At 64.2% G+C, this 26,859-nt stretch carries 27 protein-coding genes; 15 read left to right on the top strand and 12 right to left on the bottom strand.

The window, feature by feature from the left end:
- Positions 1-57 precede the first annotated feature (57 nt).
- From BH683_RS27315 to BH683_RS27305, 3 genes are all read right to left on the bottom strand, one after another.
- Positions 58-717 (bottom strand): NAD(P)-binding domain-containing protein, encoded by a 660-nt coding sequence (locus BH683_RS27315; protein ID WP_084839426.1) that lies wholly within the window; start codon positions 715-717, stop codon positions 58-60.
- Positions 718-805: 88 nt separating this feature from the next.
- Positions 806-1,477 (bottom strand): response regulator transcription factor, encoded by a 672-nt coding sequence (locus tag BH683_RS27310; RefSeq protein WP_084839425.1) that lies wholly within the window; start codon positions 1,475-1,477, stop codon positions 806-808.
- Positions 1,465-2,727, bottom strand: coding sequence for a histidine kinase (locus tag BH683_RS27305; RefSeq protein WP_084839424.1), 1,263 nt, complete (start codon positions 2,725-2,727; stop codon positions 1,465-1,467). Before BH683_RS27305 ends, BH683_RS27310 begins: the two co-directional genes overlap by 13 nt.
- A 134-nt stretch (positions 2,728-2,861) precedes the next feature.
- On the opposite strand from BH683_RS27305, the gene BH683_RS27300 reads away from it, so the two are divergent.
- Positions 2,862-3,266 carry a VOC family protein gene (locus BH683_RS27300; protein WP_084839423.1) on the top strand — a complete coding sequence of 135 codons (405 nt, stop codon included), beginning with the start codon at positions 2,862-2,864 and terminating at the stop codon, positions 3,264-3,266.
- Here the strand turns inward: BH683_RS27300 and BH683_RS27295 are convergent.
- Positions 3,245-4,279 carry a sigma-70 family RNA polymerase sigma factor gene (locus BH683_RS27295; protein WP_084839422.1) on the bottom strand — a complete coding sequence of 345 codons (1,035 nt, stop codon included), beginning with the start codon at positions 4,277-4,279 and terminating at the stop codon, positions 3,245-3,247. The genes BH683_RS27300 and BH683_RS27295 overlap by 22 nt on opposite strands.
- An 80-nt stretch (positions 4,280-4,359) precedes the next feature.
- The gene (locus tag BH683_RS27290) at positions 4,360-4,839 is read right to left on the bottom strand and encodes a nucleoside deaminase (RefSeq protein WP_084839421.1); all 480 of its coding nucleotides are present in this window, start codon (positions 4,837-4,839) and stop codon (positions 4,360-4,362) included.
- Positions 4,840-4,872: 33 nt separating this feature from the next.
- Between BH683_RS27290 and BH683_RS27285 the strand changes: the two genes are divergently transcribed.
- Both BH683_RS27285 and BH683_RS27280 read left to right on the top strand, forming a co-directional pair.
- The gene (locus BH683_RS27285; protein ID WP_084839420.1) at positions 4,873-5,691 is read left to right on the top strand and encodes a DUF72 domain-containing protein; all 819 of its coding nucleotides are present in this window, start codon (positions 4,873-4,875) and stop codon (positions 5,689-5,691) included.
- Positions 5,692-5,749: 58 nt separating this feature from the next.
- Positions 5,750-6,724 (top strand): YhjD/YihY/BrkB family envelope integrity protein, encoded by a 975-nt coding sequence (locus tag BH683_RS27280; protein ID WP_084839419.1) that lies wholly within the window; start codon positions 5,750-5,752, stop codon positions 6,722-6,724.
- Between the two features lie 29 nt (positions 6,725-6,753).
- Here the strand turns inward: BH683_RS27280 and BH683_RS27275 are convergent, their stop codons facing one another.
- The 4 genes from BH683_RS27275 to BH683_RS27260 all read right to left on the bottom strand — a co-directional run bounded on the left by BH683_RS27275 (position 6,754) and on the right by BH683_RS27260 (position 11,331).
- Positions 6,754-7,977 carry an SfnB family sulfur acquisition oxidoreductase gene (locus BH683_RS27275; RefSeq protein WP_084839418.1) on the bottom strand — a complete coding sequence of 408 codons (1,224 nt, stop codon included), beginning with the start codon at positions 7,975-7,977 and terminating at the stop codon, positions 6,754-6,756.
- Positions 7,974-9,092, bottom strand: coding sequence for a dimethylsulfone monooxygenase SfnG (gene sfnG, locus BH683_RS27270; RefSeq protein ID WP_084839417.1), 1,119 nt, complete (start codon positions 9,090-9,092; stop codon positions 7,974-7,976). The genes BH683_RS27275 and sfnG overlap by 4 nt, the downstream gene beginning before the upstream one ends.
- A 28-nt stretch (positions 9,093-9,120) precedes the next feature.
- Positions 9,121-10,299, bottom strand: a complete 1,179-nt coding sequence (locus BH683_RS27265) for an LLM class flavin-dependent oxidoreductase (RefSeq protein WP_084839416.1) — start codon at positions 10,297-10,299, stop codon at positions 9,121-9,123.
- Positions 10,300-10,461: 162 nt separating this feature from the next.
- The gene (locus BH683_RS27260) at positions 10,462-11,331 is read right to left on the bottom strand and encodes a hypothetical protein (RefSeq protein WP_210405284.1); all 870 of its coding nucleotides are present in this window, start codon (positions 11,329-11,331) and stop codon (positions 10,462-10,464) included.
- A gap of 890 nt (positions 11,332-12,221) precedes the next feature.
- On the opposite strand from BH683_RS27260, the gene BH683_RS27255 reads away from it, so the two are divergent.
- Positions 12,222-13,544: an ROK family protein gene (locus tag BH683_RS27255; RefSeq protein WP_084839415.1), complete on the top strand. Its 1,323-nt coding sequence runs from the start codon at positions 12,222-12,224 to the stop codon at positions 13,542-13,544.
- Positions 13,545-13,692: 148 nt separating this feature from the next.
- On the opposite strand, the gene BH683_RS27250 is transcribed toward BH683_RS27255, so the two are convergent.
- From BH683_RS27250 to BH683_RS27240, 3 genes are all read right to left on the bottom strand, one after another.
- Positions 13,693-14,547 carry an ABC transporter permease gene (locus BH683_RS27250; protein WP_084839414.1) on the bottom strand — a complete coding sequence of 285 codons (855 nt, stop codon included), beginning with the start codon at positions 14,545-14,547 and terminating at the stop codon, positions 13,693-13,695.
- Positions 14,544-15,533: an ATP-binding cassette domain-containing protein gene (locus tag BH683_RS27245; RefSeq protein ID WP_084839413.1), complete on the bottom strand. Its 990-nt coding sequence runs from the start codon at positions 15,531-15,533 to the stop codon at positions 14,544-14,546. Before BH683_RS27245 ends, BH683_RS27250 begins: the two co-directional genes overlap by 4 nt.
- Positions 15,534-15,783: 250 nt before the next feature.
- The gene (locus BH683_RS27240; protein ID WP_084839628.1) at positions 15,784-16,599 is read right to left on the bottom strand and encodes a VOC family protein; all 816 of its coding nucleotides are present in this window, start codon (positions 16,597-16,599) and stop codon (positions 15,784-15,786) included.
- A gap of 149 nt (positions 16,600-16,748) precedes the next feature.
- Between BH683_RS27240 and BH683_RS27235 the strand changes: the two genes are divergently transcribed.
- From BH683_RS27235 to BH683_RS27190, 11 genes are all read left to right on the top strand, one after another.
- Positions 16,749-17,153, top strand: a complete 405-nt coding sequence (locus BH683_RS27235) for a TOBE domain-containing protein (protein WP_084839627.1) — start codon at positions 16,749-16,751, stop codon at positions 17,151-17,153.
- Positions 17,150-17,941, top strand: a complete 792-nt coding sequence (gene modA, locus BH683_RS27230; protein WP_084839412.1) for a molybdate ABC transporter substrate-binding protein — start codon at positions 17,150-17,152, stop codon at positions 17,939-17,941. The genes BH683_RS27235 and modA overlap by 4 nt, the downstream gene beginning before the upstream one ends.
- Positions 17,938-18,744: an ABC transporter permease gene (locus tag BH683_RS27225; RefSeq protein ID WP_084839411.1), complete on the top strand. Its 807-nt coding sequence runs from the start codon at positions 17,938-17,940 to the stop codon at positions 18,742-18,744. The genes modA and BH683_RS27225 overlap by 4 nt, the downstream gene beginning before the upstream one ends.
- Positions 18,741-19,802, top strand: coding sequence for an ABC transporter ATP-binding protein (locus BH683_RS27220; RefSeq protein WP_084839410.1), 1,062 nt, complete (start codon positions 18,741-18,743; stop codon positions 19,800-19,802). The genes BH683_RS27225 and BH683_RS27220 overlap by 4 nt, the downstream gene beginning before the upstream one ends.
- A gap of 133 nt (positions 19,803-19,935) precedes the next feature.
- On the top strand, positions 19,936-20,064 hold the full coding sequence (locus BH683_RS29195) for a hypothetical protein (protein WP_281492336.1): 129 nt from the start codon (positions 19,936-19,938) through the stop codon (positions 20,062-20,064).
- Positions 20,065-20,237: 173 nt separating this feature from the next.
- Positions 20,238-21,272, top strand: coding sequence for an extracellular solute-binding protein (locus BH683_RS27215; protein WP_246833626.1), 1,035 nt, complete (start codon positions 20,238-20,240; stop codon positions 21,270-21,272).
- A gap of 38 nt (positions 21,273-21,310) precedes the next feature.
- A complete protein-coding gene (locus BH683_RS27210) occupies positions 21,311-22,063 on the top strand; it encodes an SDR family NAD(P)-dependent oxidoreductase (RefSeq protein ID WP_210405283.1) in 753 nt (250 codons plus the stop codon).
- 45 nt (positions 22,064-22,108) lie between these two features.
- On the top strand, positions 22,109-23,443 hold the full coding sequence (locus tag BH683_RS27205) for an FAD-binding protein (RefSeq protein ID WP_084839408.1): 1,335 nt from the start codon (positions 22,109-22,111) through the stop codon (positions 23,441-23,443).
- Positions 23,444-23,720: 277 nt separating this feature from the next.
- Entirely contained in the window at positions 23,721-24,758 is a 1,038-nt protein-coding gene (locus BH683_RS27200) for a substrate-binding domain-containing protein (protein ID WP_084839407.1), read from the top strand.
- 47 nt (positions 24,759-24,805) lie between these two features.
- Entirely contained in the window at positions 24,806-25,585 is a 780-nt protein-coding gene (locus tag BH683_RS27195) for an SDR family oxidoreductase (RefSeq protein ID WP_084839406.1), read from the top strand.
- A gap of 1 nt (position 25,586) precedes the next feature.
- Complete coding sequence (locus BH683_RS27190) at positions 25,587-26,750, top strand: ABC transporter ATP-binding protein (RefSeq protein WP_084839405.1); 1,164 nt, start codon at positions 25,587-25,589, stop codon at positions 26,748-26,750.
- Positions 26,751-26,859 lie beyond the last annotated feature (109 nt).

Raw genomic sequence — 26,859 nt, 5'->3', positions numbered from 1 at the left:
TCAAAAACACACGTTCAAACGTGTGCTCATGACGCAACGATGTGCATCTGCGAACAGTCAGGCCTTCCACTCCGCGGTGCGCTCAGGAGTTGCCTCCGCAAGGGCGTCGGTGAGTTTCGCTGCGTTGTAATCTTTTCCGTACGAGGGGGTTCCGGGCTGCTGGCGCCACGAGTCGGCGATGGTGCCCGCATCCACCGGGTCGAATCCGAGTTCGTCGACGAGGGCCGAGACGATCTTCTTGCCATCCTCGTCGTCACCTGCGATGGGCAGCGCGATACGGCCGTCGGTCCCGGCTTCGGACCCCTTCTCGAGCAAGTGCTTCCAGTAGATGCCGTTGAACACCTTGTACACGGGGACATCGAGAAGCTCGGACACCCAAGCGCTTTCGGGCTGGCCATCTTCGATCGCGGCAATCTTGCCGTCGCGCTGCTGCGGGTAGTAATTGTTGGTCTCGATCACCGGCGCGCCGGGCTTGCGCGCGGACAGGATTCCCTTCGCCAGATCCGGGGTGTTCTTCTGCGGAATGCTGACGATGACCAGGTTGGCGTCTTCTGCGGCGTCTTTGGCCCACACAGCCTGGGCGCCGGTCTCGGTGGCCAGCTCGGCAAGCGTCTGGGGATCGCGGGAGTTGGACACCCGCACTTCATGCCCCAACTGGGTCAGTCGACGCGTCAGCGTTCCACCGATGAATCCTGCTCCGATGATTCCGATCTTCACTCTGGTGACCCCTTACGTCGTGGAAAACACACTTCTCCGCGCAACTCATCCGGCCGGGAGTTCATTCCCCGGTCCCGGATGATCGAGGTCAGAGCACCTCGCCGGGCCGGGCGTCGTGGACCAGGAGGGCGATCTGCACCCGGTTGTTGAACCCGAGCTTGTCGAGGATGTGGGAGATGTGGCTCTTGACCGTCGCCACCGACACGAACAATTCCTCGGCGATGGCCGCGTTGGAGCCGCCTCGGGCAACGGCGACAGCCACGCGCTGCTCGCCTGGGGTGAGCTGCGCGAACTGGTTGTCTGCCTTCGACTCCCGTTCGCCCGGTTCGGTGAAACGGACGATGAGTTTGCGGGTGATGGCCGGGGACAGGATCGGCTCGCCCGCCACCACCTTGCGTAACGCCGCGATCAGATCGGCGGGCGGAGTGTCCTTGAGCAGGAACCCGCTGGCCCCGGCCTGTAGCGAACGCAACACCAGATCGTCCGTGTCGAACGTGGTGAGCATGACCACATGCGGGGGGTCGGGCAGGGCTCGCAGCGCCTCGGTGGCGACAAGGCCGTTGACCTTCGGCATCCTGATGTCCATCAGGACCAGGTTGGCCCCCGTCTCGGCGACCTTCTCGCGCACCGCCGAGCCGTCGGACGCCTCACCCACGATGTCGATGTCGGGCTGGCCGGTCAGCATCGTGCGAAGACCCGCCCGCACGAGCCACTCGTCGTCGACCAGCAGCAGCCGAATATCTGAGGTCACCGCGGACACTCGGCCTCCCAGGGCAGTCGTGCCGTCAACACGAAGTTTCGTTCCTTCACACCGTGCTCCATCTCGCCGCCCGCGAGGGTGACGCGTTCTTCCAATCCGACCAGCCCCGATCCGGTGCCTGGTATGGAATTCTGCATGGCTGCAACAGGGTTGAGCGGCTGCCGGATACAGATGGTCAGTCCTTGTCCCGGGGCGCCGCTGATGATCACGGTGATGGTCACCTCGCCCGCGTGCTTGCGCGCGTTGGTCAGCCCTTCCTGGACGATGCGGTACGCGGCGCGGCTGATGACCCCGGGCACCTCCTCGAGGTCGTCGATCTCGATGGTGGCCCGGATCGGGCTGCCCGCGAGCTCGGTCTCGGCGAACAGTTCGTCGACGAACGCCAATGTTCGCATCGGGGAGGCGAGGTCGTCGGTCTCCTCCCGCAGCATGCCTATGACATCGCGCAGGTCGACGAGCATCTGGTGCACACCTGCCCGGATCACCCCGGCCGCCCGGCGGACCTCGTCGTCGGATGCGTCCTCGCGGAACTCGAGAGCGCCGGCGTGCACCGACAACAGACTCATGCGATGGGCGAGCACGTCGTGCATCTCACGGGCCAGCCGCTCCCGCTCGGTCGCCCTGGCGGCAGCGATCCGCTCACGCTGTTCCGATTCCACATTGCGTGCCAATTCGGCGAGTGAGATCAACAACTGGCGACGATTGCGGACCATCGTTCCCCAGCCGACGGCCACCGCCGTGACGAGGATCGAGTACAGCAACACCGCGTACCAGACATCGGTCTGGGCGTCGGGGTAGAGGTAGAAGTTCGACATCGCGGCGCAGATACCGAGCGCACCGATCGAGATCGAGTAACGCGGCGGCTTGTGCACGGCCAGCGAGAACAACGCCAGGAATGCGGCACCACCGATGAATGACGCGACACCGGAGAGCAGGGTCAGGATCAGGGCGATGGCGAGCGGCCAGCGGCGCCGCCAGATCAGGGCCCCGCAGCCCAGGACTCCCACCACGATGTCGGCTGCGAGCAGTGGGCCCCAGTTGCCGAAGCGCCCCCAGACGGCGACGATGCCGATCGTCAATGACAGGGCGACCATCAGTACATCGATCGTGACGTCGCGCTTGGTGCGCTTGCCGGTCAGCGGATGCGGGTCGGCCTCGAGGGTCTCGCGCACGGCACCGGGCATCCAGGCGCGGCGCGCGGACAGAGACTCCCAGCCCGAGGTCTGACCCGGCACACCTGCAGAACTCATACCGCGATGATCCGTGACGTGGAGGCTTCCGGCATCGGGCGAAAGTGTGAACTTCGATGTCCGATTACTTTCGGTGGCCACCCCGGTCTGAAAGGGTGACAATACGAACAGCACCACGAAATGGAGTTACTGCCATGTCCCGCATGATGTTCCTGAACACCACCGCCTCCGACATCCCCGCTACCCGGACGTTCTTCGCCGAGCTGGGCTTCGAGTTCAACGAGACGTTCAGCGACGAGAACACGCTGTGCCTCATCATCAACGACCAGACCTTCGCGATGTTGATGACGCCGGCACGCTTCCAGGACTTCATCACCGGCGGCATCACCGACACGAGCAAGGAGCGCGAGGTGCTGATCGCTGTCTCGGCGAACTCCCGCGAGGAGGTCGACAAGATCGCTGACAAGGCCCTCGAGATCGGTGGGTCGGCCTGGCAGGACCCTCAGGACCACGGATTCATGTACGGCCGGAGCTTCCGCGACCTCGACGGTCACGTTTGGGAGGTCACCTGGATGGATCAGTCGGCCATCGCCGGCTGAACCGGTTCGCCGGTTGCCGGCAGGGTCGCGGTCGCCGGCAACCCGAACCGGGCGAAATCTTCGACCATGGTGTCGGAGAAGAACGCCACCACATGGGCAACACCGTCTCCGGTGATATCGAGGACCTGCAGCTGGAACGGCCGGTGCACCCCGTCGGGCTCACGCATGTACAGCCCGAACGCCGGCTGGCCGTTCGCAGTGGCAGGCAACAGCAACATGTCGTCCGCCTTCTCCGCCGGGCAGTTGCCGCGGATGAGGCGCCCGATGGCGTCGCCTCCCTGGTACCAACCGGTGAACGGCGGCATCTCCCAGATGGCCTTGTCGGTGAACAGCTGCACGATCGCGTCGATGTCGTAGGACTGGAAGGCCTCAACCCACTTCTGCAGCAACTCTTTCTGCGCTGCGTCTTGTGGTTCGGACACCGAATCGCGTTCGGGAGCAACTTCTTTGAGCTGCGCCCGCGCCCGTTGCAGTAGGCTGTTGACGGTGGCGGTGGTCAGGCCGAGGGTGTCGGCGACCTCATTTGCACGCCACTGCAGCACATCTCGGAGAATGAGCACTGCGCGCTGACGTTCAGGTAGATGCTGCAGGGCGGCGATGAACGCAAGACGGATCGATTCACGGGACCCGACAATCGTAGCCGGGTCGGACGTCTCGGCCAGTGACTCCTCGGAGTCGGCGAACGGCTCGAGCCAGGGGACCTCGTGGTCTTGCAGAAGCGGCGCCTCGGGGTCATAGGAATCGCCGCCGAGGCCGGACGGTAGCGGGCGACGTTGCTTCGACCCCAGTGCGGTCAGACAGGTATTCGTCGCGATCTTGTACAGCCATGTGCGGACCGAGGCGCGGCCGTCGAATCGTGCGTACCCGCGCCACGCCCGGATGTAGGTCTCCTGCAAAAGGTCTTCGGCGTCGTGATGGGAGCCCATCATCCGGTAACAGTGGGCCAGCAGTTCTCGGCGGTACGGTTCGGTCACTTCCAGGAAGTCAGGATCGACCGATGCCTCTACAGTCATGGGGAAAGATTACTCCCGCGGTATGACAACAGCGAGAGAAAAGCGGCTCTGTGTCCGGGGACTGCCGGGCAGCGGCCGCCTCATGCGTTCCAAAATCCGTCGTGAACCGCCGCGGCCTCGGCGAGATGGACCGGGCCCCGCACTGTGGTGGGTCGCTGACCTGCGGCGAAGACGTCTCGGCAGGGCAGGGTCATCGTGGGGTTTTCGTCGTCTGACCCGGTCAGCGCGGCCAGGTCGGCCTCGGCGAAGGCGTAGACGACGGTGCCGATCCCGGACCAGTAGATCGCGCCCGAGCACATCGCGCACGGCTCGGTAGAGGTGTACAGGGTCATATCGGCGAGTTCGCCACGTCCGAACGTCGAGGAGGCCAGGCGCACGAGGTTGGTCTCGGCGTGGCCGGTGGCATCGGATTCGGTGACGACGGTGTTCTGGGCCTCGAGCGCTACGTCCCCGTCCGCTGTGACGAGCAGAGCACCGAACGGGTGGTTGCCGGCGTCTCTCGACGACCGGGCCAGTGCCACGGCTCGGCGCAGTAGCGAGAGGTCGTCGTGTTCGGTCATTGGGCCATTGTGTCGTGGTGTAGAGGTTGAGGTGTGATTCGAGTCGGTACGTCGGGATGGGTCTACCCGCCATGGCGTAAGACCTTCTATCCGGAGGGTCTCGCGCAGCGGCGCGAACTGGAGTACCTCTCGCGGCACCTCAATTCAGTGGAGCTCAACGGGTCGTTCTATGCGTTGCAGAAACCGGCGAGCTACCTCAAGTGGGCAGAGCAGACACCCGACGACTTCGTGTTCTCGGTGAAGGGGCCACGGTTCATCACCCACATGAAACGACTGGTCGGCGTCGCTGAGCCCCTCGCGACGTTCCTCGCCTCCGGCGTTCTGGCCCTCGGTCCGAAACTGGGCCCCATCCTCTGGCAGCTCCCGCCCAACCTGCCGTTCGACGCCGCCGCGTTGGCGGACTTCGCGAAGCTGCTTCCCCGGACGACTGCCGCAGCGGCGAGCATGTCCGAGGGGCACAGCGACCACATTGCGGGTCGGGCCTGGACGACCACCGACGCAGACCGCCCGCTCCGGCATGCCCTCGAGGTCCGCCACCCCAGCTTCATGGACCCGACATTGCCGGAGTTGTTGCGAGAGCTCGATATTGCGCTGGTGCTCGCTGATTCGGCCGGTAAGTTCCCGGTCATCGACGAGGTGACCACGGACTTCTTCTATGCGCGGCTGCACGGCGATCAGGAGCTCTACACCAGCGGCTACACAGATGAGGCGCTCGACGCCTGGGCGGTCCGATTTCGGGAACGCGCGCAGGGGCGCGACGTGTACGTCTACTTCGACAACGACGCGAAGGTACGAGCGCCCTACGATGCCCGAGGACTGCTCGATCGGCTGAATCCCGGCGGGCTCGGGTAGCGTTATCGCCCAGCGCTCAACCAGTGACGGCGCCCACCGGACGACTGGGGTGCCATCGATGATCGAACGTTTGGACAAGCTGCAGCGCAAGCACCCTGTCCTCGGGTTCGGTATCGCCGTGATCTACAAGTACGCCGACGATCAGGGCGGCTATCTCGCGGTCCTGATGACGTACTACGCATTTCTCGCGCTGTTCCCGTTGCTGCTGCTGCTGACCACCGGCGTCGGCATCGTGCTGGACGGTAATCCCGGACTGCAGGACCGCGTGCTGAACTCGACGTTGAGTCAGTTCCCGGTCATCGGCGATCAGCTCGGCCAGCCACAAGAGCTGAGCGGCGGGATCTGGGGCGTGGTCATCGGTGTCCTCGGCGCACTCTACGGTGCATCCGGTGCAGGTCAGGCCGCTCAGAACGCGATGAACACGGTGTGGGCCGTCCCACGCAACAAGCGCCCCAACCCGATCTTCTCCCGGTTGCGCAGTCTGCTCCTGCTGACGGTCCTCGCCCTGACGCTGGTGGGTACGACGGTGCTGTCGACCTACGGTGGATTCTGGGGGCTCCTGGGCAGCTGGGACACCTGGGCAATCGGGATCACGGCGGTAATCGTGAACTCCGCGATCTTCATGGTCGCCTACAAGCTCAGCACCACCAACGCGGTGACCTACCGCGACGTCCTGCCCGGGGCCATCGTGATGGCGATCCTGTGGCAGTTGCTCCAGACCTTCGGAACATTCTACGTGACGCAGGTAGTCAAGAACGCCAGCACCACCAACAGTGTCTTCGCGGTGGTTCTCGGTCTGCTCGCGTACTTCTACCTCGCGGCGGCCGCCGTGGTCCTCACTGCCGAGATCAATGCCGTCCGGGTGCACCGGCTCTATCCACGCGCGCTGCTGACGCCGTTCACCGACGAGGTCGAACTGACGCAGGGCGACCGCACGGCCTACACCCGGCAGGCCAAGGCTCAGCGGGCCAAGGGTTTCGAGCAGGTGACAGTGACCTTCGAGAAGGCGAAGAAACCCGACGAGCCGAGCTAGTGCCGGCCGGGTCGTACGATCAACCGTTCTCAGATGACGCCGTGCGTGGGCGGCGCCGACTTGTGAAGCAGAGCGCGACCGATGTGCTGGTACTTCCATCGCACCGGATCGTGCAGGGTGTGGGTGCGCGCGTTGCGCCAGAAATGATCGAGCCCGAGATCTGCTCCCGCGCTTCGGGTTCCCGACACCTCGAACAGTGCCGAGGCGACGTCGTTCGCTGCGCGGTCGGCGACGATCTTGGCGGTGGCCACGGCGATCGACGCTGCGGCGGCGGCCTGTGCGGCGCCGCGGGCCGAGGTGGTGAACGTGGCATCGACCGCAGTTCCCGCTGCGGTCAGGGTTGCCTCGGCGGTGGTCACCTCGACCGCGAGTTCGCCGAAACGCTGGATCAGCAGCGGGTCGTCTATGGCCTTGTCGACGCCTGCCTCGAACCACGCCCGGCTCTTGGTACGGGCGAACTCCACTGCGGCAGAAAGGGCCCCGCGGGCGATACCCGCATCGATCGCGACGTGGAGCAGCTGGGCGAAGGCGCCGTAACCGCTGGGCGCGCCAACGGCTTTGGCCCGGGCCACCAGTTGATCACCGCGGATCGATACGCCCTCGAACGTGATGGTGCCACTGCCGGTGGTGCGCTGGCCGATGCCATTCCAGTCGTCGACGATGCGGACACCGGCTGCATCCGCTGGGATGAACGCGACGTATTCACCGTCGGGCAGGCCGGTTTTGCCCTCCGGATCGTCCAGCCGGGTCAACACCGCGAGCGTGTGTGCGTACAGCGAACCCGTGCAGTAGAACTTCGAACCGTCCAGGCGCAGGCCGCCGCTGTAGGGACGGATCGTGGTCGCGATGTCGGCAACGGTTTTGCCGCCGCGTTCGGACTGGGCGTTGGCAATTCGGCTGCCGCCGAGCACATCTTCGAAGAGTTCGCGCTGTTGGGGCGGATCGGCGGCCAGCCGGAGCAGATTCAGGTACACGAAATGGCTGTGTGGGATCTGTGCGATGTTGGGGTCGGCGGTCGCCAGGATCCGTACGACCTCGGCGACCACACTCGGAGCCAGATCGGCACCGCCGAACTGGGCGGGCACCGTGATCGCCAGCAGGCCGCTGGCCGAGAGCTGATCGATCTCCTTGTACGGGAGCTTGCGATCCCGGTCACGGGCCGCGGCCCCGGTGGCGAAGTGCTGCGCGAGGTCACGGGCAACCGAAAGCGCCTGCTCCGCGGTGTCGATCCTGGCCGCGATCGCAGTGCTCATGGTGCCCCGACGCCGGCTGCGGTATCGGCCGCCTCCAGTTCGCGAACCAGCGGAAGAACCTTGGCGCCGAAGTACTCGATCTCTTCCTGGAAGTGCAGGAAGCCGCCGAGGATGAGGTCGACGCCGAGGCGTTTGTAGGCGACGATGCGTTCTGCGATCTGCTCAGGGGTGCCGATCAACTGGGTCTTGAAGCCGTCGTTGTACTGGACGAGATCTTCGAACTTCGAGTCCGCCCACATGCCCTTGCGGTCGGATGTGGAGGCGCCGGCCTGCTGGACAGAGTCCCGGAAGCCCTCCACTGCCGGCCGGTTCGCCTTCGCGATGATCTCCCGGAGGGTGTCGCGGGCCTCGGTCTCGGTGTCGCGCGCGATGATGAAACCATTCAGGCCGAACTTGACCTCGCGATTATGTGCTCGAGCGACCGCCCGCAGGTCGTCGACCTGCTCGGTGACCCCGTCGAAGTCCTTGCCGTTGGAGAAGTACCAGTCGGAGAACCGGCCGCCGTTGTTGCGGGCGGCCGTCGAGTTGCCGCCCTGGAAGATCTCCGGATTGGGGCGCTCAGCGGTGTTCAGCGGCTTGGGCTTGAGGGTGAAGTCGCGGATTCGATAGAAGTCGCCGGCGAACTCGACGTTGTCCTCGGTCCAGATCTTCCGGATGACATCGATGAACTCTGCACTCCGACGGTACCTTTCTTCGTGCTCGAGCCACGGCTCACCGAGTGCCTTGAACTCACCGGAGAACCAGCCCGACACCACGTTGATGGCGAATCGACCGTTCGACAGGTGGTCTGCGGTGGCGCCGAACTTGGCGAGTACCGCCGGATGCCACAGACCCGGATGGATCGCAGCGATGACCTTCAACTTCTCGGTCGCACCGAGCAGGGCCAGACTGAACGACGTCGACTCGTGCTGGAATTCGGCGCCGTAGGACGCCATGTAACGGACCTGGGAGAGGGCGTACTCGAAGCCGACCCTCTCTGCGGTCTGGGCGAGCTTCTTGTTGTACTCGAAGTCCCAGCTGGTGCGCTGCTCGATCTCGCTGGTCACCAGCCCGCCGCTGACGTTGGGTACCCAGTAGGCGAACTTGATCTCGTCGGAGATCTTTTCAGTGGTCATGGTTGTGCTCCAGAGTGTTCGGCGCTGATCAGGAAGCGCTGGCGGGTTTGAGTGAGGGCAGGAATGCGCCGCGGACGGGCTCGGTGGCCCGGTCGTCGGCGTCGAGGAGTCCACGCTGGATCAGTCGTGGCCGCACTCCCTCCCCGAAGTGATAGGCCTCCTCGACGTGTGGGTAACCGGACAGGATGAAGTGGTCGAGTCCGAGCGCGGCGTACTCCGCAATCCGATCGGCGACCTCGTCATGCGATCCGACGAGCGCGGTCCCGGCGCCACCGCGGACCAATCCGACACCCGTCCACAGGTTCGGATAGATCTCGAGTGACCGGGCATCGGTGTCGGCGCTGAAAGCGGCTCCGCCGCCGTGGAGTTCGCGCATCCGGCGCTGTCCCTCCGACTCCGACTTGGCCAGGTTCTGCTGAGCATTCGCCACCAACTGCGGGTCCAGGGCCCCGATGAGCCGGTCGGCTTCGGCCCAGGCCTGCTCGGAAGTGTCGCGCGAGATGACGTGCAGTCGGATGCCGTACGTCAGGTCACGGCCCTCGGCGGCTGCCAAACCGCGGATCCAGGTGAACTTCTCGGCAACGGCGTCGGGCCTTTCGCCCCATGTCAGATAGGTGTCGGCGTACTTCGAGGCAACGGTGCCGGCTGCGGGCGATGACCCGCCGAAGAACACCGGAGGCAGCGGATCCGGTTTGCGGGCCAACTGCGCACCCTCGACGCGGAGATGGCGACCGACGAAGTCGACGGCATCGTCCCGGGTCCAGAGCTGCCGGATGATGTCGAGGAACTCGCCACAGCGCTCGTATCGCGCCTCCTTGGACAAGAAGTCGCCGAACGCCCGTTGCTCGGACGATTCGCCGCCGGTGACCACGTTGAGGAGCAGACGACCTTTCGACTGCCACTGATAGGTCGAGGCCATCTGCGCCGCGAGAGTCGGGCTGGTCAGTCCCGGACGCAGCGCCACCAAGAACTTCAGGGTGTCGGTGGTCTCGAGAAGCATCGCGGTCGAGAGCCAGGCGTCTTCGCACCAGAGCCCGGTCGGGGTGAGGACGGCCTCGAAGCCGTTGACCTCGGCGGCACCGGCCAACTGGTTCAGATATCGAAGGTCAGCGGGGCGATCACCGGACATGTTCGATCCGTGACCACCAGCCATCAGGTTCCGTGAGTCGCCGTACGTCGGCAGGAACCAGTGGAAATGCAGTGACACAGGCGAGCCTTTCGGTTGACAGAAGTTCACGACAGTGTGAATCGCTCTTGCTGTCTGACCCCAGGGTTCAGATCTGTGTGATTTCAAGTCGGCAGGCGGTGCAGTTCGATCACTACAGTCACACTCACCGCGGGCGACGCGCTGGTGCGAATCGGCCAAGTGCTACGCAGCTTGTTCAGTGACAGCGCGCTCTTCATGAACCTGCGGTGTTCGATGACGCAGGGCCTGTCGCAAGCGATATCTCACCAATTGCAGGCCGACGTCTACGACGTAGAATCGCATGGTCACACCGAGTTGCCGTGACCGCGAGCGGGACACGACATCCTGAAGGGCCACCGCCAGGTCAGTGCGAGGTCCTTCCAAGGTGATGACCTGGCCAAGGAAGTCGATGTACGCAGCGAGGCCGCCTTCATCACCGGCGGCGTCGAGATAAATCCACCGAACGGCGTCTATCGAAATGGTCTTCGGCAGAGTCGTACATCGATTTGTGGCGCCGACAAGGTGGAGGCCGATCATCGTCCGCAAGCACTTCTCGCAGGTTCCGCAGTTATACATTCCCGCGAGATTCGACCAGCAGACCCGTAGGTGTGCCATGGCGACCGCTGAGTGCTGGATGTATGCAAGTTTCGTCACCCGATCGGCATCAACACCATCATGAACGATCTCGAGGTCACGGCTCGACCACAGCGGATCGAGGTCGGGATGTGTCCCAAGCGGTTCGATCACGTGAGCGTCATCGTCGGACGCTGGAACGTAGACACGGCGCAGGTGTGGTGAAAGCAGCAGCGCCACGTGTGCGAGGAACGCGCCGTGCGCCTGCCGTTGCCAATGGGGACCATGCTTGGCGTGTAGGTACCGGACGTTTGAGCGGACTTCGATAAGGTCTTTTCCCAGCAGTTCGGCGGCTGTTCGAGCCCTGTCTACCAGCTCGTCCCACATCGATCCGTTGCTCAGGCTGACATCGAGGCCGTGGATGATGATGAGGTGGGTGATCTCGTCGATGTGTTTCAGTGCCGTGTAGAAGGAGTCCACTCCGCCAGAGAAGAAGCAGCCGACGCCCCTGCCTGGTGGAGGCGCCGGTGGATCAGTCGACTCTGTCGAATTCTCCGAGAAGTGAAGCTCTTCCGGGTACCACCGTAAGAGTAGGTCGTGTGCAGCCGCGCTGCCGCCCAACGCAACCGCGTCGACAGCCGTATCGAACTCTAGATGGTGTCCTTTGGTCATGGCGGCTACACGGAGTGGCGGGAGCCACGGTGTGGCTGTCGTATCGACGTTGTGACTGCACTCCGTCCACGCAGTGAACGCACGGCCATCGAGACGCAGATCGACTGAGCTGCGGCCGGCAACACGCCTCGTCGACACCGATGCATCGAGCCGTTGTTCGGTCTTCCTGCGAACCCAACTCATGCGCTTCACCAAAAGAATCCGATAAAACTTGCCCTCTGTGGGGCTGTCACTCGGTTCTCTGCTGAACGGAGTATTTGCATGTCGCACGTCCTTGTTTCAAGGGCTGGGGAAATATTCGGTATCCCCAAATCTCACAGTCAGTATGGCGACACAGTCGTGCTGACATGGGGGAATTTGCATCCAAAGTGATTTAAATTCACACGTTTGGACGACTTTGGCTGGCAAGGTGAGATAAAATGCACGTCACGCTCACGGGGTTCACGTCGAGATCGCCCTCGCTGCGTTGCACGGAATCCGCAAGCGCTGCTAGGTTGACGTTCATGACGAGCACAGGCCACTACATCCCGGAGGTCACCTATATGACCACCGCTCTGGGGTGTCGTCTGCCGTTCGCTCGCGTTCTCTGTTGTCGAATGTCCTGATCCGAATCCGCCGCGCTCGCGGCATTCCGTTCTGACATCTCCCGCTCGGCCATTTTCGTGGTTCTGGGCGCGACAACACCACGAGGACCCTCGATGACTGCCACACTTGATCACCGCATAGCCACGACCACCACCCGCCCGTCTGCGACCCGACCAACCGGTTCCCGAGTCGCCGCGCCTGCTCGTCCTCCTCGTCCACTGGGAGTACCCAGCCCGAAAAAGGCAGCCAAGATTCACATCGCCACCCCGCAACTACATCTGTCGACCAAGCCGGCGGCAGTGGTGTTGCGGGCTGCACGCCTGCACGGCCCGGTGTTCCGCGATGCGGCGTCCGGCGCTTCCGGCTTGAGCATCTCCACCGTGAACCGTCAGGTCAGCGCTCTTCTGAAGGTCGGCTTGCTGCGCGAGCGCGCAGACCTAGCGCCTGCCGGAGCCATCGGTCGCCCGCGACTGCCTTTCGAGCTGAACACGGCCGAGTTTCTGACGGTCGGAATCCATATCGGCCTCAAGGTCACCTCCATCACCACCCACGACCTGTTTCACCGCGTTGTCGGTGCCATCCAGATCCCGACCCCGATCGCCGACAGCCCCGAGCAGACACTGACGGCCATCGGCCTGAGCGCGAAGCGTTTCCTGTCGCGGTGGCAGAACAAGAAGGTGCTGTGGGCCGGCGTCGCGCTGGCCGGACGGGTCGACAAGGCAGGACGCGTCACCCACCCTCGTCTCGGATGGCAGTCCGCACCTGTGGGTGAAGTCCTCGCCTCGGTCATCGGACTGCCGATCTCGGTTGCCTCCCATGTCGAGGCGATGGCCGCAGCCGAACTCCTGCTGAACCCACAGGCCGAATTGTTGGTCGATCCGGGTCAGGAGGGCGGCAGCTTCGTGTACTTCTACGCCCGCGAGACAGTCGGCATCGCCTTCACCGTCGGCGGCAGCGTCTACACCCCCACGGCCGGCCCGCCGGAGATCGGGCACTTCCCGGTCGGGCGTACCGAACTTCTCGACCCGCACGGCACCGGCCGGCTCGAACCGACCGTCAGCGATACCGGCATCGTGGACGCCGCGATCGCCGCCGGCCTGACGATCGAGTCGGTGGAAGACGTGCACCAGTTGGCTGCGGAGGGCAACGAGATCTCCCGAGCCATCCTGGACGAGCGCGCACAGCTGCTCGGCAAGGCAGTCGGCCTCATCGCCGATATCTTCAACCCGGACCACGTGGTCCTCGGTGGGCAGGCGTTCACCGATGCACCGTCGACCCTCCCGATCGTCGCCCAGGCCGTTCGCGACACCTCGGTCGCCGAGCGCCGCGACGTGCGGGTGTCACGCTCAGGCGCCACTGTCCAGCAACAAGCCGCCGGTGCGGTGTCCCTCGATGCGATCTACAGCGATCCGGTGGAAGCCCTCTCCCGAACTTGAGCCTTTGGCTCGCTGACGCTCGCGTGGCGGGCGGCCTGAGCGCGTCGTCTTCCCGCGTCTTCGCATCGCTGCGCTCGCTCATCCTTAGTCCAGACAACGCGGGCCGCCCGCCGGGCGGTGCCGGTTCGGATGAGGAAGCTAAGCGCATTTAATCAGTGGTGCGCTTGTGGTACGCGCGCAAGGCAAATGGCGCGAAGATCAAGGTCAGCGCTATCGACCAGAGAACCGTCGAGAGCTCAGGATTCTGCAGCGGCCACGGGGCTTCCGGGGGCGCTGCCGGTCCGTTGCCCCATAGTTCACGCATCGACTGGACGAGCGATGATATCGGGTTCCACTCCGCGATCGTGCGCAGCCAACTGGGCATCGGCTCCGTGGGCACGAAGGCGTTGGACAGGAACGTGATCGGGAACAGCAGGGTGAACATCACCCCGTTCACAGCCTCCGGCGACCGCATCACCGAACCGATGAGAATGCCGAACCAGATCATGGCGAAGCCGAAGAGCAGCACCAGGGCGAAGGCGAGGACCGCTTTCGCAAAACCCTCGTTGATCCGCCACCCGATGAGCAGTCCGGTGAGAGCCATGACGACGATACCGATGGACGAGTGGATCAGCGCTGCCACGGATCGTCCGACGAGTACCGATGAGCGCGCCATCGGCAGTGACCGGAATCGGTCGATGATGCCCTTCTCGAGATCGTTGGTCAGACCGAGCGCGACGATGAAGGCAGAGAACGCGATGGTCTGTCCCATGATCCCGGGGAGCAGCCATTCCTTGTAGTCGAAGCCGTCGCCGGGGCTGATGGACGCGCCGAAGACGTATGCGAACAGCAGCACGAACATGATCGGCTGCACCGTCACGTCCGAGAGCATCTCGGGCTGACGTTTGGTGTGAATCAGGTTGCGGCGCACCATCACCAGTGACTCGCGCACGATGTCTGGTTTGCCGATCGCCGATCGCGGCGTTGCCTTTGTCGCTCCGGCGTTGCTGGTTGTGGTGGTCATGACTTGTTCTCCTCGGCGTCTGCGTCGGCGTCTTCAGCGCGGTGTCCGGTGAGGGAGAGGAAGACGTCGTCAAGGCTTGGGCGGGTGAGTCCGATGTCGTCGACAGCGATCTCGCTGCGTTCGAAGATGCCGGCGATCTTGGTGAGATCGGCGATGCCGTCAGCGCTTGCGGTCAGCTGTCGCTGCGACTCGTCGACGAAGACCTCTCCGCTGTTCTCCCGCAGGAGCCGGGTCGCCTCGGGTAGGTCTTCGGCAGCGGAGACCGTCAGGACCAGACTGGCCTTGCCCGCCTGTTCCTTGAGCTGTAACGGGGTACCGGCTGCGATGATCTTGCCTTTGTCGATGACGACGATGTCGTCGGCCAGTTGGTCGGCCTCTTCGAGATATTGGGTGGTCAGCAGCAGGGTCGTGCCATGGCTGACGAGCGACTTGAGCACGTCCCAGAGTTCCTGACGGCTTCTCGGGTCGAGACCTGTCGTCGGTTCGTCGAGAAACAGCACCGGCGGTGAGGCCAGCAGGCTGACGGCGAGATCGAGTCGGCGCCGCATACCGCCCGAGTAGGTCTTGACCACCCGGTCGGCAGCATCGGTGAGAGAGAATTGCTCGAGCAGTCGATCACCAGCTGCGCGGACCTCCTTGCGGGGCAGGCCGTAGAGGCTGCCGATCATCCAAAGATTCTCGCGGCCGGTGAGTAATTCGTCGACGGTGGCGGCCTGCCCGGTCAGGCCCATGCTGCTGCGGACCAGATCCGGATTTTCCGTCACGTCGTAGCCCGCGATGCGGGCGGTACCCGAGGTGGGCAGGCTCAGCGTGGTCATCATCCGGACGATGGTGGTCTTGCCTGCGCCGTTGGGGCCGAGCAGACCCAGTACCGAGCCCGGCGGGACCTTGAAACTCACTCCGTCGACGGCTCGGACGCCGTCGAACTCTTTGACCAGGTCGATGGCCTCGATGGCGTATTCGGTGGTGACTGCTGTGGAAGTCATGGGGCTTACCGTAGCGACCGAGTCGGACATCGGGCCAGCAGTTTTCTTGCTGATCGTTGACACGTTGTTCTCCTAGTTGCTTGTCGAGTCAGATCGCATCGGATCCGTCGCGGAAATGTTGTCGGCTGTTCATCTCGAGATCGGTTCTGTCATCCTCCGAGTTGAAGCGAACTTGAAGTCAAGAGCTGTAGCGGGTCCACTCGGTGTTCATCGTCCCCGGCATCGGAAACCCGACGGGGCGGAGTCGGGATCAGGGCACCTGTTGCAGTTTGATCTGTGCGCCCCATGGATCACTGATGGTCGCGAGTCGTCCATACGGGGTGTCCATCGGGGCGGCGACGACGGTGCCGCCGAGTTCCCCGACTCGTGCGGCCGTGGCATCGGCGTCGGCGACACCGATGTAGATCGACCAGTGTGACGGCACTTCGGCGGGTAAGAAGCCGCGACCGTCCATGATCCCGGCGTACCCCTCGCCCGGCTTGGTGTCGGGCAGACTCAACTGGGCGTAACGGAACTCGTCGGTGTCGCTGAGGGTGATGGTCTGTCGCCCGGTGACCGCCGGGTAGAACTCGACCGCCTTCGCGAAGTCGGTGCTCAGCAGCTCGAAGTAGCAGGGTGCATTGGCCTCCATGTAGAGCTGAAAGCCTTTGTGCTCAAGAGGTTCCCAGAGTCCGAAGACTGCGCCGTGACCGTTCCGGCCGCCGTTGGATCCCGAATCGCTGCCCGGATCCATCACGATCGCCATCGTCCCCTGCCCGGGGATCTCCATCGGTTCGACGAAGACGCTGCCACCTGAGGTCGAGACCTGCTTGACGGTCGCCTCGATGTCCGGTGTCTGGAAGTACGTGCACCAGAAGTCGGGCATGTCCGGGCTCTGTTTCGGTCCCAGGCCCGCGACGAGTTTGCCCTGGTAGGTGAACTGCGAGTAACCGCCCATCTGCTGATCCGGTTCGGTCCGGTCCCACCCGAACAGGTCGCCGTAGAACGTGGCGGCGCGATCCGGCTCGGTGCTGGACAAATCGATCCAGACGGCGACGCCGTCCGGATGTGAGTCGATGGCTGGCATGGCGGGCTCCTTGTGAGGTTCGAAGGTCGTCACAGGCATAGACCGGGGCCGGTGCCGGAACTCATCGCAAGCAGCCTGTCGCGTCGTCAGCTCCGCATCTGCGGACGTTTCGGCTTGACATGGTCGCAATAGCGGTCGAACCTCAACAGGTGAGTGAAGTACGAATTCGGCAGGCGGCCGAACTCCTGGGGATCAGCGACGACACCGTTCGCCGGTTGATCGCGGGGGGTCAGCTGCGTTCATACACCGATGACAGCGGCAGACAGGTCGTCGACGGGGCAGATCTGGCGCGACTGGCCAGTGAACGCGCGCCTGCGCTCTCGAGCGCCGACGCACCGGTGGTGCGTTCGGCCCGCAACCGTTTCGTCGGACTTGTCACGGAGGTGAAGTCGGATCCGGTGATGAGCCAGGTGACCCTGCAATGCGGACCGTTCGAAGTGACATCGCTGATGAGTACCGATGCCGTCCGCGAACTCGATCTCAAACCCGGCTCGGTGGCGACGGCCGTCATCAAGGCCACGAACGTCATCGTAGAAACGAGAACCGGAGAATGAGAAGCAAGATACTTGCCGTGGTCGCGGCATCGGTGATGAGCGCGGGATTGTTGGCCGGATGCTCCTCTAGCAGTGACAACGACGGCTCTTCGGGCGCCACGACGGGTGCGGGCGCCGAGAAGGTCACGCTCACCGTATTCGCCGCGGCGTCGCTGAAGAAGAGCTTCACCGACCTCGCGACGGCGTTCTCCGAGGACCACCCCGACATCGAGGTGAAGTTCAACTTCGACGGCTCCCAGGCGTTGGTCACCCAGATCGAGCAGGGTGCCCCGGTCGATGTCCTGGCCACCGCCGACGAGAAGAGCATGGACAAGCTCGGCGGCAAGATCACCGATCCCCAGGTCTTCGCGACCAACGTCCTGACGATCGTCACCCAGCCGGGCAACCCCAAGAACATCCGGAGCCTGTCCGATCTGTCCAAGCCCGATGTCACGACGGTGATCTGTGCGGGCGACGTGCCGTGTGGCAACGCCACCGCCGAGATCGAGGAGAACACCGGGGTCGACATCAAGCCGGTCAGCGAGGAGACCGCGGTCACCGGCGTGCTCACCAAGGTGCAGACCAAACAGGCCGACGCCGGTCTCGTGTACGTCACCGATGCCACCGGTGCCGGCGACACCGTCACCTCCGTCTCCGATCCCGCCTTTGCTGCGGTGGTCAACAAGTATCCGATCGGCGTCGTCGCGGCGACCAAGAACAGAGAAGCCGCACAACTTTTCGTCGACATGGTGCTCGGAACGAAGGGCAGTGGGCTGCTCGAGTCGCAGGGATTCGGGCCTGCGAAGTGAAAAACTCCGGATCCGCACTGAAAGCGGTTCCGGCCTGGCTCTACCTGCCGGCCGCGATCGGTGTCGCGCTTGTGATGCTGCCGCCGATCGCGCTGGCGGTGAACACCCCGTGGGATGACTTCTGGGCCAACATCACCTCCGAATCATCCGTTGATGCACTGACGTTGAGCCTGCGGACGGCCGCAGTCAGTACGGTGCTCTGCATTGTGCTCGGTGTCCCGATGGCCATCGTGTTCGCCCGCCGCGGCGGTATGCCGATCCGGGTCTTGCGATCAGTCGTGCTGCTGCCGCTGGTGTTGCCCCCGGTCGTCGGTGGCATCGGATTGTTGTACGCCTTCGGCAAGTTCGGTCTGGTCGGTGAACCGCTGTCGTCCATCGGTATCGACATCGCCTTCTCGACGACTGCCGTCATTCTGGCCCAGACCTTCGTGGCGTTGCCGTTCCTGGTGATCAGCCTCGAAGGTGCGCTACGCAGCATCGGCAGTCGTTATGAACAGGTCGCCGCCACGCTGGGCGCGTCACCGACGCGCACTCTGTGGAAAGTCACCATGCCGCTGGTGTTTCCGGCGCTGCTGTCCGGCATGGTGCTGGCCTTCGCCCGGGCGCTCGGCGAGTTCGGTGCCACGATCACCTTCGCGGGCAACCTCCAAGGCGTGACCCAGACGGCGCCGCTGGCCATCTATGTGGAGTCGATCAGCGATCCGCAGCAGGCACTACCACTCTCGATCGTGCTCGTGGTGGTGGCGCTGCTGGTTGTTGTCGCGGTTCATCTGCGCGACTCCACGAGGACGATGTCGCTGTGACCGGCGATATGGTCGCGGAACTGCGCAGCGACTTACCGCTTCTCGACGTGAAGCTACACATCCCTGCCGGTCACACGGTCGCCGTGCTGGGGCCCAACGGTGCCGGTAAGAGCACTCTGATGAACATGCTGGCCGGCTTGTTGCAGCCTACGTCTGGTTCGATTCGCGTGGGCGACCGCGAATTGGTCAGTCCGAGAACCTACGTACCTCCGCACAAACGCGGGATCGCGATGCTGTCGCAGCAAGGCATGCTCTTCCCGCACCTGACGGTGAAGCAGAACGTGGCCTTCGCGCCGGCCGCAGCGCATCTTCCGCGCGCCGAAGTGCGATCCCGGACCACACGATGGCTGGATGCAGTCGACGCCGCCGAACTGGCCGACCGTAAACCCGGGCAACTGTCCGGCGGGCAATCGCAGCGGGTCGCCTTGGCCCGGGCACTGGCCGCGGACCCCGATCTGCTGCTTCTCGACGAACCCTTCAGTGCACTTGATGTCGATGTGGTGCACAGGGTCCGGTCGATGCTTCGGCGCATCCTGCAGGATCGCACCCGCACCACCCTGCTGGTCACCCACGATGTCGCCGACGCGGTCACCCTCGCCGATTCGGCGATCATTCTCGGCGAGGGAAAAGTCGTTGCCCAGGGGCCTGTGCGCGAGCTCCTGGCCAGTCCTGCCAACCAATTCGCCGCGCAACTGGCCGGACTCAATCTGATCAGTGGTCGCTGGTCGGGTGGGGTCGTGGAGGCCGGCGGGTTCGCCATCGCGGGGATGGTGGATGAGACGCCGGCCGCGGGCGCATCCGCGATGGCCGCATTCTCGCCACGCGCGGTGGCCGTGTACCGGACGCCTCCATCGGGGAGTCCGCGTAACGTCGTCAAAGGTGTTGTGGCGCAGGTAGTGCCGCAGGGAGATCTGGCGCGCGTCGACTGCCTGGTCGGCGACGGTGTGGTCACCGCGGCGATCACCTGGGCTGCAGCGAGCGAACTCGGACTGGTCGCCGACGACGAGGTGGCTCTGGTCATCAAGGCGACAGAGGTCACCGTGTACGCGGCGAGATAGCCGTGCCAACCCGTGATCCGCGATCGTCAAAACCCGACACCATAACCCGACTTCCCGTGTAAGCCGCTTCTATCAGGTGGTTCGGTGACCACACCGCTCCGATTCGAGGGGACAAGTCATGGCAGGTATACCGATGAGACGTGCACTGTCGCTGGGTGCGACGGATGCCCTCGCCTCTGCGGTCGTGGCCGTGGGCGCGGGCGGTGCGAACGCGGCCCCCTCGGGCTCCCATGTCTACACGTTCAAAGGCCACAGCGAGTAGCGGTCTGAGTTCAGACGATCCGCTGTCGGGACTGTTCGGCAGCAGCTAGGGCCGGGGGGTCGCCGGGGGTCGCCGGCGTCTGACGACGTGATTGACATCACGCGTCCGCCTACCTATCGTAACTGAAGTGACATCAGTTCAGTTCGTTGCGAGGGTCGAGGAAAGCCGATGACGTGCATCTGTTGAACAAGGCGGGAATCGCGCTCATCGCGACTGCGGCGCTGATCGTGAGTGGGTGCGGTGGTTCATCCCCGTCCGGACCTGTCGAAGGGAGCTGGGACGACGTCCTCGCCGCGGCGAACGAAGAGGGATCGGTGGTGCTCTATTCGACACAACATCCGGAGAACCTCGAGAAGCTGAAAGTCGCTTTCCAGCAGAAGTATCCGGAGATAGCCCTGGAGTTTGTCCGCGGTACCGATGTGGAGATGAACCCGAGGGTCGAAACCGAGAACCGGACAGGCAAGGGGACTGCGGATGTCCACATGGTGTCGGACCCGGCGTGGATCACGAACGCGGCCGACTCGGGAGCGTACTCAACGGAGATCGTGGGGCCGGCATTCGACAACCCGGCCTTCGAACGAGCCGACAGCGTCATCAACAATCGCTTCTTCCTGACCAGTGCGGCGGTCTTCGCCCTCGGGTGGAACACGAACGCACTTCCGGGCGGCCTCGCCACCCCGGACGATCTCTTCGACCCTGCACTGAAAGGCAAGGTCGGCGTGGTCAACCCGGCAGGCTTCGCCGCTGTCGTCGATGAATACCAGTTCTTCGAGAACAATTGGGGATCAGATGATTTCAACCAGAGGCTCGCGGCGATGGATCCAAGGGTCTACCCGAGCGCACTCGGTATCGCGCAGGCCCTGAGCTCAGGCGAGATCTCGGCGACGCCGATGGTCCAGCCACTGTTGCGTGAGGTGGCTGCCGGCGCGCCCGTCGATTGGGCGCTACCCGACCCCGCGTGGGGCACGCCCTGGTACTCGCATGTGCTCTCATCGGCGCCGCACCCGAACGCGGCCCAGGTGCTGGCGGACTTCATGGTGACCGTCGAGGGGCAGACCGCGTTGTCATTCGGATACGGCAGTGCCCTACCCGGCATCCCCGACTCAGTGGCTCGCGCTCAGGACATCCCATTACCCGACATCAAAACTCTGACGCCGGAGAAGATCTCACAATTTCAAGAACAGTGGGAGAAGTCATTTCTCGGCTAGTGGCCGGTGGTGAACGCTTCCGTGACACAGTTGCCGTGGTGGTCGGCGGGGCCTCGGGTATCGGGGCCGCAGTCGTAGTGCAGCTCGTGGCGGAGGGGTGCACCGCGGTCTACATCGCCGACATCGACGGTGTCTCGGCGTCGGCCGTTGCGGTATCGAACCCCCGTGCCCACTACGCCGAGGTGGACGTCCGTGATGCGGGCGCCGTCGACAGCTTCTTCGCGGATGTGCTTGCCGCGGAGGGCCGTATCGATATCGTTGTCCATGCGGCAGGCGTAGACGATCCGCGCGCCAAGGCTGCGATGCACGAAGCACGCGAAGCGGGTGCGCCCCTCGACATCTTCAGGACCCTGGACCACGATCAGTGGAGTCGGGTCATGCGCATCAATCTCGATGGCACCTTTCATGTCCTGCAGGCCGCGGTGCGGGCGATGCACCCGGCGCGGTCGGGTGCGATCGTGGTGATCGGCTCCTCCGCGGCATTCGACACCTTGGCAGGGTACGGCCACTACGCGGCGTCAAAAGCCGGGGTACATGCACTGGCACAGTCGGTCGCCAAAGAGGTGGCGGGGCTGGGGATCCGGGTCAACGTCATCGCGCCAGGACCGGTGGACACCCCCATGGCGGCGCGGACACCCGATTCGGTGCGCAAGCAGATGGCCGCCTCGGGGGCGATCGGCTACGCCTCCGCAGAGGAGTTGGCCGCCAACATCTTGTTTCTCGCCTCACCCGCCTCCTCGAATGTGGTGGGTGCGGTACTGCTCAGCAACGGTGGTCGGTTCACCGTCTGAGACCTCGTTTCGGTTAAGTGAGCTACTGCGGAAGGACGCTGATCGATGCCCGAACACTCTTACGACCTGCTGGTGATCGGAGCCGGGATGGCCGGTCTGACCGCAGCGGCGAGAGCTGCCACCGAGGGGAGGTCGGTGTGCGTCGTCGAGGTCGCTGCAGAGGTCGGCGGATCAGCAAGGTTTGCCGGTTACGCCTGGACCGCGCCGGATCGAACGGTCATGGCGCGACACAATCCGCTCGGCGATCCGATCCTGCGGGACGCACTCGTCGATGGGTTCGCAGTGGGCATCGACTGGATTCGATCCGTCGGTGTCACGGTCGATCCGGCACAACCGATCCTGAGCTTCGGGCGGGGACACAAGTTCGACACCAACCACTATGTCGACACGTGCAAGCGGATCGTGCTCGACAGCGGCGGACAGCTTCTGCTGAACACCGCAACCGAGTCGCTGCTGACCGAGGCCGGCGATGTGGTCGGGGCTCGGGTGACCGGGGAAGCCGGCGCGGCCGACATCTCGGCGGTGAACACACTTCTTGCGACCGGGGGATTTCAGGGCAACAGTGACCTTCTGGCCCGGTACGTTCATCCCGACGCGGCAGCAATGCAATTGCGGTCGAACCCGAACAGTGTCGGCGCCGGCCTTCGGCTCGCGCAGCGTGCCGGTGCCGCGGCCGGCGTAGACGACGCGGGGTTCTATGGGCACCTCATTCCCGCCGGTGTCGCATTCGCGGACTCCGGCGATTTCGTCGATCTGTCGCTGTATTACAGCGAACATGCATTGCTGTTCAACACCGCCGGCCACCGCTTCGTCGACGAGACGCTGGGCGACCACCTCACCACGATGGCGCTGCTCGACCAGCCGGAGAGTCGTGGACTGCTGATAGCGGATGCGCGCGTCCACCGCGACTGGATGCTCGCCTCGTACGTCGAAGGAGCGGTCGCCGTCGACAAGTTCACGGTGGCGGACAAAAGAGGTGGCCGGGTAGGTGTCGCCCAAGACTTGTCGGAGTTCGAGTACTTACCCGACGACTGGGGCTACGACGGACCGGCCATCGCCGAGCAGATCGCAGACTTCAACAGACGGGCCGGCGCGCATGCCGAAGTGATACCGGGCCGGGAGCTCGACCGGCAGCCACTGGACGAACCGCCCTATTACCTGATCGAGGCGGCTCCGGCGATCACCTTCCCCTTCTACGGCGTGCGAATCAATGCGCAGGCCCGGGTGCTCGACCCGGGTGGCGCGCCGATCACGGGCCTGCTGGCAGCGGGTTCGGACACGGGCGGGCTGTGGAACCGCGCCTACGCCGGTGGTCTCGCGACCGCGTTGGTGTTCGGGCTGGCGGCCGCTGAGACGGCTCTGGAGGCGTCGCGGTCCTGACCCGATAGGGCATCTGAGTTGATCAGCGCGCTAAGAAAAAATGAAGTGGATTCAGTTCAAATTAGTGGTCCCCGGTGATTGACATCACAACCGAACCCGGTTAAGTTTCAAACTGACATCAGTTCAGTTTGGCGAAAGGTGAGCAATGCCCCTGCCGGCGACACGTGCGGAGACGCTGGATCACATCGCCTGATCGCCGGTTTCGCCGGTACCACCGTTCGACCTCTAATCGACGAGAACCCTCACCCCGGGGTTCGGGAGAGAAAGTTCAAGCACAATGAGATCACTCACGAAAGCGATTGCGACAGTCGCCATCGCCGCGTCCGCGTTCGGTATCGCCGCATGCGGGGGCAGCTCTTCCTCCTCGGGTCCGGTAGATGGCAGCTGGGATGACGTCGTCGCTGCCGCGAACAAGGAGGGCAGCGTGATGCTGTACTCCAGCCAGAAACCGGCGAACCTGGACGCGCTGAAGGCGGCGTTCAACGCCAAATATCCCGACATATCAATGGATTTCGTCCGCGGCACCGACGCGGAGATCAATCCGCGGATCGAGACCGAGAACAAGACCGGTAAAGGCATCGCCGACGTTCACATGCTGACCGACGCGGGGTGGATCCAGAACGCGGCCGAATCCGGTGCGTACTCCGCCGACCTGCTCGGCCCCGCGCTGGAAGCGCCGGCATACGAACCGGACAAGAGCGTCATCAACGATCGGTTCTTCCTGTCCAGCGCGGCCGTGTTCGCGCTCGGCTGGAACACCACTGCCGTTCCCGGAGGCCTGACCACGCCGCAGGACATCCTGAATCCCGCATACAAGGGCAAGATCGGCATCGTCAATCCGACGGGGATCGCCTCCTACGTCGATCTGTACCGTTACTACGCCAAGACATACGGTGAGGATTACTGGGAGAAGTTGGCAGCGCTCGAACCCCGCGTCTATCCCAGCGCTCTCGGTGTGGCGCAGGCGTTGACGTCGGGCGAAGTGGTTGTCTCCCCGTCGGTGCAGCCACTCGTCACCGAGGTCGAGGCAGGCGCACCCGTGAACTGGAAGCTCCCGCCGACTCCGTGGGGCACGCCTTGGTACAGCCAGGTCGTCGGAGTTGCTCCGCATCCCAACGCCGCACAGGTTCTCGCCGACTTCATGGTCACCGCAGAGGGCCAGACGGCACTCAACTCGGGATATGCCGCTGCCCTGCCCGACATCCCGGGTGCGGTCGCACGAGCTCAGGACATCGCGTCGCCTGATGTCGCCGACCTGACTCCCGAGAAGGTCGAGCAGTACTCCGAGCAGTGGCAGAAGCTTTTCCAGGGCTGACCGAACACCGCATCAGCCCCCCGATCCCCGAGATGAGAGAAGACGCCATGGACCGCACGCCACAACAGTTCCTCGGAACCAACGTGTTGATCACGGGCGCTTCCAAGGGGATCGGGGGCGCGTGCGCACAGGCCTTCTCGCGGCACGGTGCGAACGTGTGGCTGACCGATGTCGACGACGCGGCCGGGCGCATGCACGCGGCCACGCTGGGCGAAGGCGTCCACTATCGTCATCTCGACGTCACGTCGGAATCCGACTGGGCAACCGTGACAGCGGAGATATCGGGCCATGGACCCCTGCACGTTCTCGTCAACAGTGCCGGGGCAGCGATCAAGGCGCCGCTCACAGGCACTTCGCTCGATCAGTTCCGAACGATGGTCGACCTGAACTTGACCGGCACATTTCTCGGGATCAAGGCAGCCGCCGGTGCGATGTCGGCGGGCGGTTCCATAATCAACCTCGCGTCGTTGCGGGGAGTTCTGGCCACCGCTGAACTCGGCGCCTACGGTGCGTCGAAGTTCGGCGTCCGCGCGCTCACCAAGGTCGCAGCGCTCGAGCTCGCGGATCGCGGGATCCGGGTCAACGCAGTCTGCCCGGGCAGTATCGACACCGCGATCACGGCCTCGGCCGGCTTCGCCGCCGACGACGTCGAGGCGTACGTGAGAAGCATCCCGATGCAGCGACGCGGTACGCCGGCCGAGGTGGCGAAGGTGATCCTCTTCCTGGCCGGCGACGACAGCAGTTACGTCACCGGCACCGACATGCTCGTGGACGGCGGTACCGCCGCCGGCGTGCGCACACCTAAGAAATCAACGCAGAAGGTATGAGATGACCTCAGAATTCAGAGTTTCCGGTCTGACGAAGACCTATGGATCGAACGTGGTCGTCGACCAACTCGACCTGACGATCGAGGAGGGCGAGTTCTTGGTCCTCCTCGGTCCCAGCGGCTGCGGCAAGACCACGACGCTACGGTGCCTTGCGGGTCTGGAGACACCGCAGGACGGCACGATCGCCTTCAAGGACCGGATCATGTTCGACGGTGGGGAGCACGTCAACGTCCCCGCGCACAAACGGAACATCGGCATGGTGTTCCAGTCCTACGCGCTCTGGCCGCACATGACGGTGCGCAAGAACATCCAGTACCCGCTCAAGGTCCGGAAGATGAAGCAGGCCATCGCCGACGGCGCAGTCGAGGCGGCGGCCGGGATGGTCGATTGCGGACAACTGCTCGACCGGTTCCCATCACAGCTCAGTGGAGGGCAACAGCAACGGGTCGCGGTGGCACGTGGGCTGGTCGCACAACCTGATCTGGTGCTGTTCGATGAGCCACTGAGCAACCTCGATGCACGGCTCCGGGACCAGGTGCGGTCGCAGATCCATCAGCTGCATCAGAACCTCGGTTTCACGGCGGTTTTCGTCACACATGATCAGGCCGAGGCCTTCGCGCTCGGCGATCGGTTGGCGATCATGAAGTCCGGCAAGATCGAACAGTACGACGCCCCCGAGCATGTCTTCGAGAATCCGGTCTCCGAGTACGTCGCGGCATTCATCGGAATGGGGAACCGGCTCGAGCTACGGCGCGGTCATGACGGCTGGATCACCTCGGCGGACGACCCGATCGATCTGCGGCACTCCGTGGTCCGCGGTCTGGCGGACGAAGGTACATCGGCCGTTGCGCGCTTCCGGCCGGACGACCTGCTTCTGCATCAATCGATGGCCGAGGTGCCCGCCGGCAATGTCGCCCTGCATGCCGAACTGGTGACCTACGAATACGGCGGCCGGCATTTCGATGTGACGGTCAAGAGCGGCAGTGAGGAGTTGACCCTCCGCGCTGCGGCATCCGAACACAGTGCGGCCCTGCGGAAGAGCAAACCAGGTGCGCCGATGGTGGTCAGCTTCTCCCCGTCAGCGCTTCGGGTGTTCGCCGGCGACGATGCCGATCGCTCGGCGGCAGCAGAGCTTGCGCCGAAGCGTGCCAAGGAGACGGTCTGATGGCAACGCTCACCGCAGAACCCGAATCACCACCCACGGCGCCTGGCGGGCGTTCTCCACGCGCAGTGATACCTGCGCACTGGCGGAGCCGCATCTGGTACGGCGCGCT

This window comes from Williamsia sp. 1138, assembly GCF_002095435.2.
GTDB lineage: Bacteria > Actinomycetota > Actinomycetes > Mycobacteriales > Mycobacteriaceae > Williamsia.
This window is presented reverse-complemented; position numbering and strand designations above follow the sequence as displayed.

Bases quoted from the DNA above. Each gene is read 5' to 3' on its own strand.
- BH683_RS27300 (WP_084839423.1), top strand. From the start codon at position 2,862: ATGTCCCGCATGATGTTCCTGAACACCACCGCCTCCGACATCCCCGCT.
- BH683_RS27245 (WP_084839413.1), bottom strand. From the start codon at position 15,533: ATGACTTCCACAGCAGTCACCACCGAATACGCCATCGAGGCCATCGAC.
- BH683_RS27240 (WP_084839628.1), bottom strand. From the start codon at position 16,599: ATGCCAGCCATCGACTCACATCCGGACGGCGTCGCCGTCTGGATCGAT.
- sfnG (WP_084839417.1), bottom strand. From the start codon at position 9,092: ATGACCACTGAAAAGATCTCCGACGAGATCAAGTTCGCCTACTGGGTA.
- BH683_RS27195 (WP_084839406.1), top strand. From the start codon at position 24,806: ATGGACCGCACGCCACAACAGTTCCTCGGAACCAACGTGTTGATCACG.
- BH683_RS27295 (WP_084839422.1), bottom strand. From the start codon at position 4,279: ATGACTGTAGAGGCATCGGTCGATCCTGACTTCCTGGAAGTGACCGAA.
- BH683_RS27275 (WP_084839418.1), bottom strand. From the start codon at position 7,977: ATGAGCACTGCGATCGCGGCCAGGATCGACACCGCGGAGCAGGCGCTT.
- BH683_RS27205 (WP_084839408.1), top strand. From the start codon at position 22,109: ATGCCCGAACACTCTTACGACCTGCTGGTGATCGGAGCCGGGATGGCC.
- BH683_RS27255 (WP_084839415.1), top strand. From the start codon at position 12,222: ATGACTGCCACACTTGATCACCGCATAGCCACGACCACCACCCGCCCG.
- BH683_RS27305 (WP_084839424.1), bottom strand. From the start codon at position 2,727: ATGAGTTCTGCAGGTGTGCCGGGTCAGACCTCGGGCTGGGAGTCTCTG.
- modA (WP_084839412.1), top strand. From the start codon at position 17,150: ATGAGAAGCAAGATACTTGCCGTGGTCGCGGCATCGGTGATGAGCGCG.
- BH683_RS29195 (WP_281492336.1), top strand. From the start codon at position 19,936: ATGAGACGTGCACTGTCGCTGGGTGCGACGGATGCCCTCGCCTCTGCG.
- BH683_RS27280 (WP_084839419.1), top strand. From the start codon at position 5,750: ATGATCGAACGTTTGGACAAGCTGCAGCGCAAGCACCCTGTCCTCGGG.
- BH683_RS27290 (WP_084839421.1), bottom strand. From the start codon at position 4,839: ATGACCGAACACGACGACCTCTCGCTACTGCGCCGAGCCGTGGCACTG.
- BH683_RS27200 (WP_084839407.1), top strand. From the start codon at position 23,721: ATGAGATCACTCACGAAAGCGATTGCGACAGTCGCCATCGCCGCGTCC.
- BH683_RS27250 (WP_084839414.1), bottom strand. From the start codon at position 14,547: ATGACCACCACAACCAGCAACGCCGGAGCGACAAAGGCAACGCCGCGA.
- BH683_RS27190 (WP_084839405.1), top strand. From the start codon at position 25,587: ATGACCTCAGAATTCAGAGTTTCCGGTCTGACGAAGACCTATGGATCG.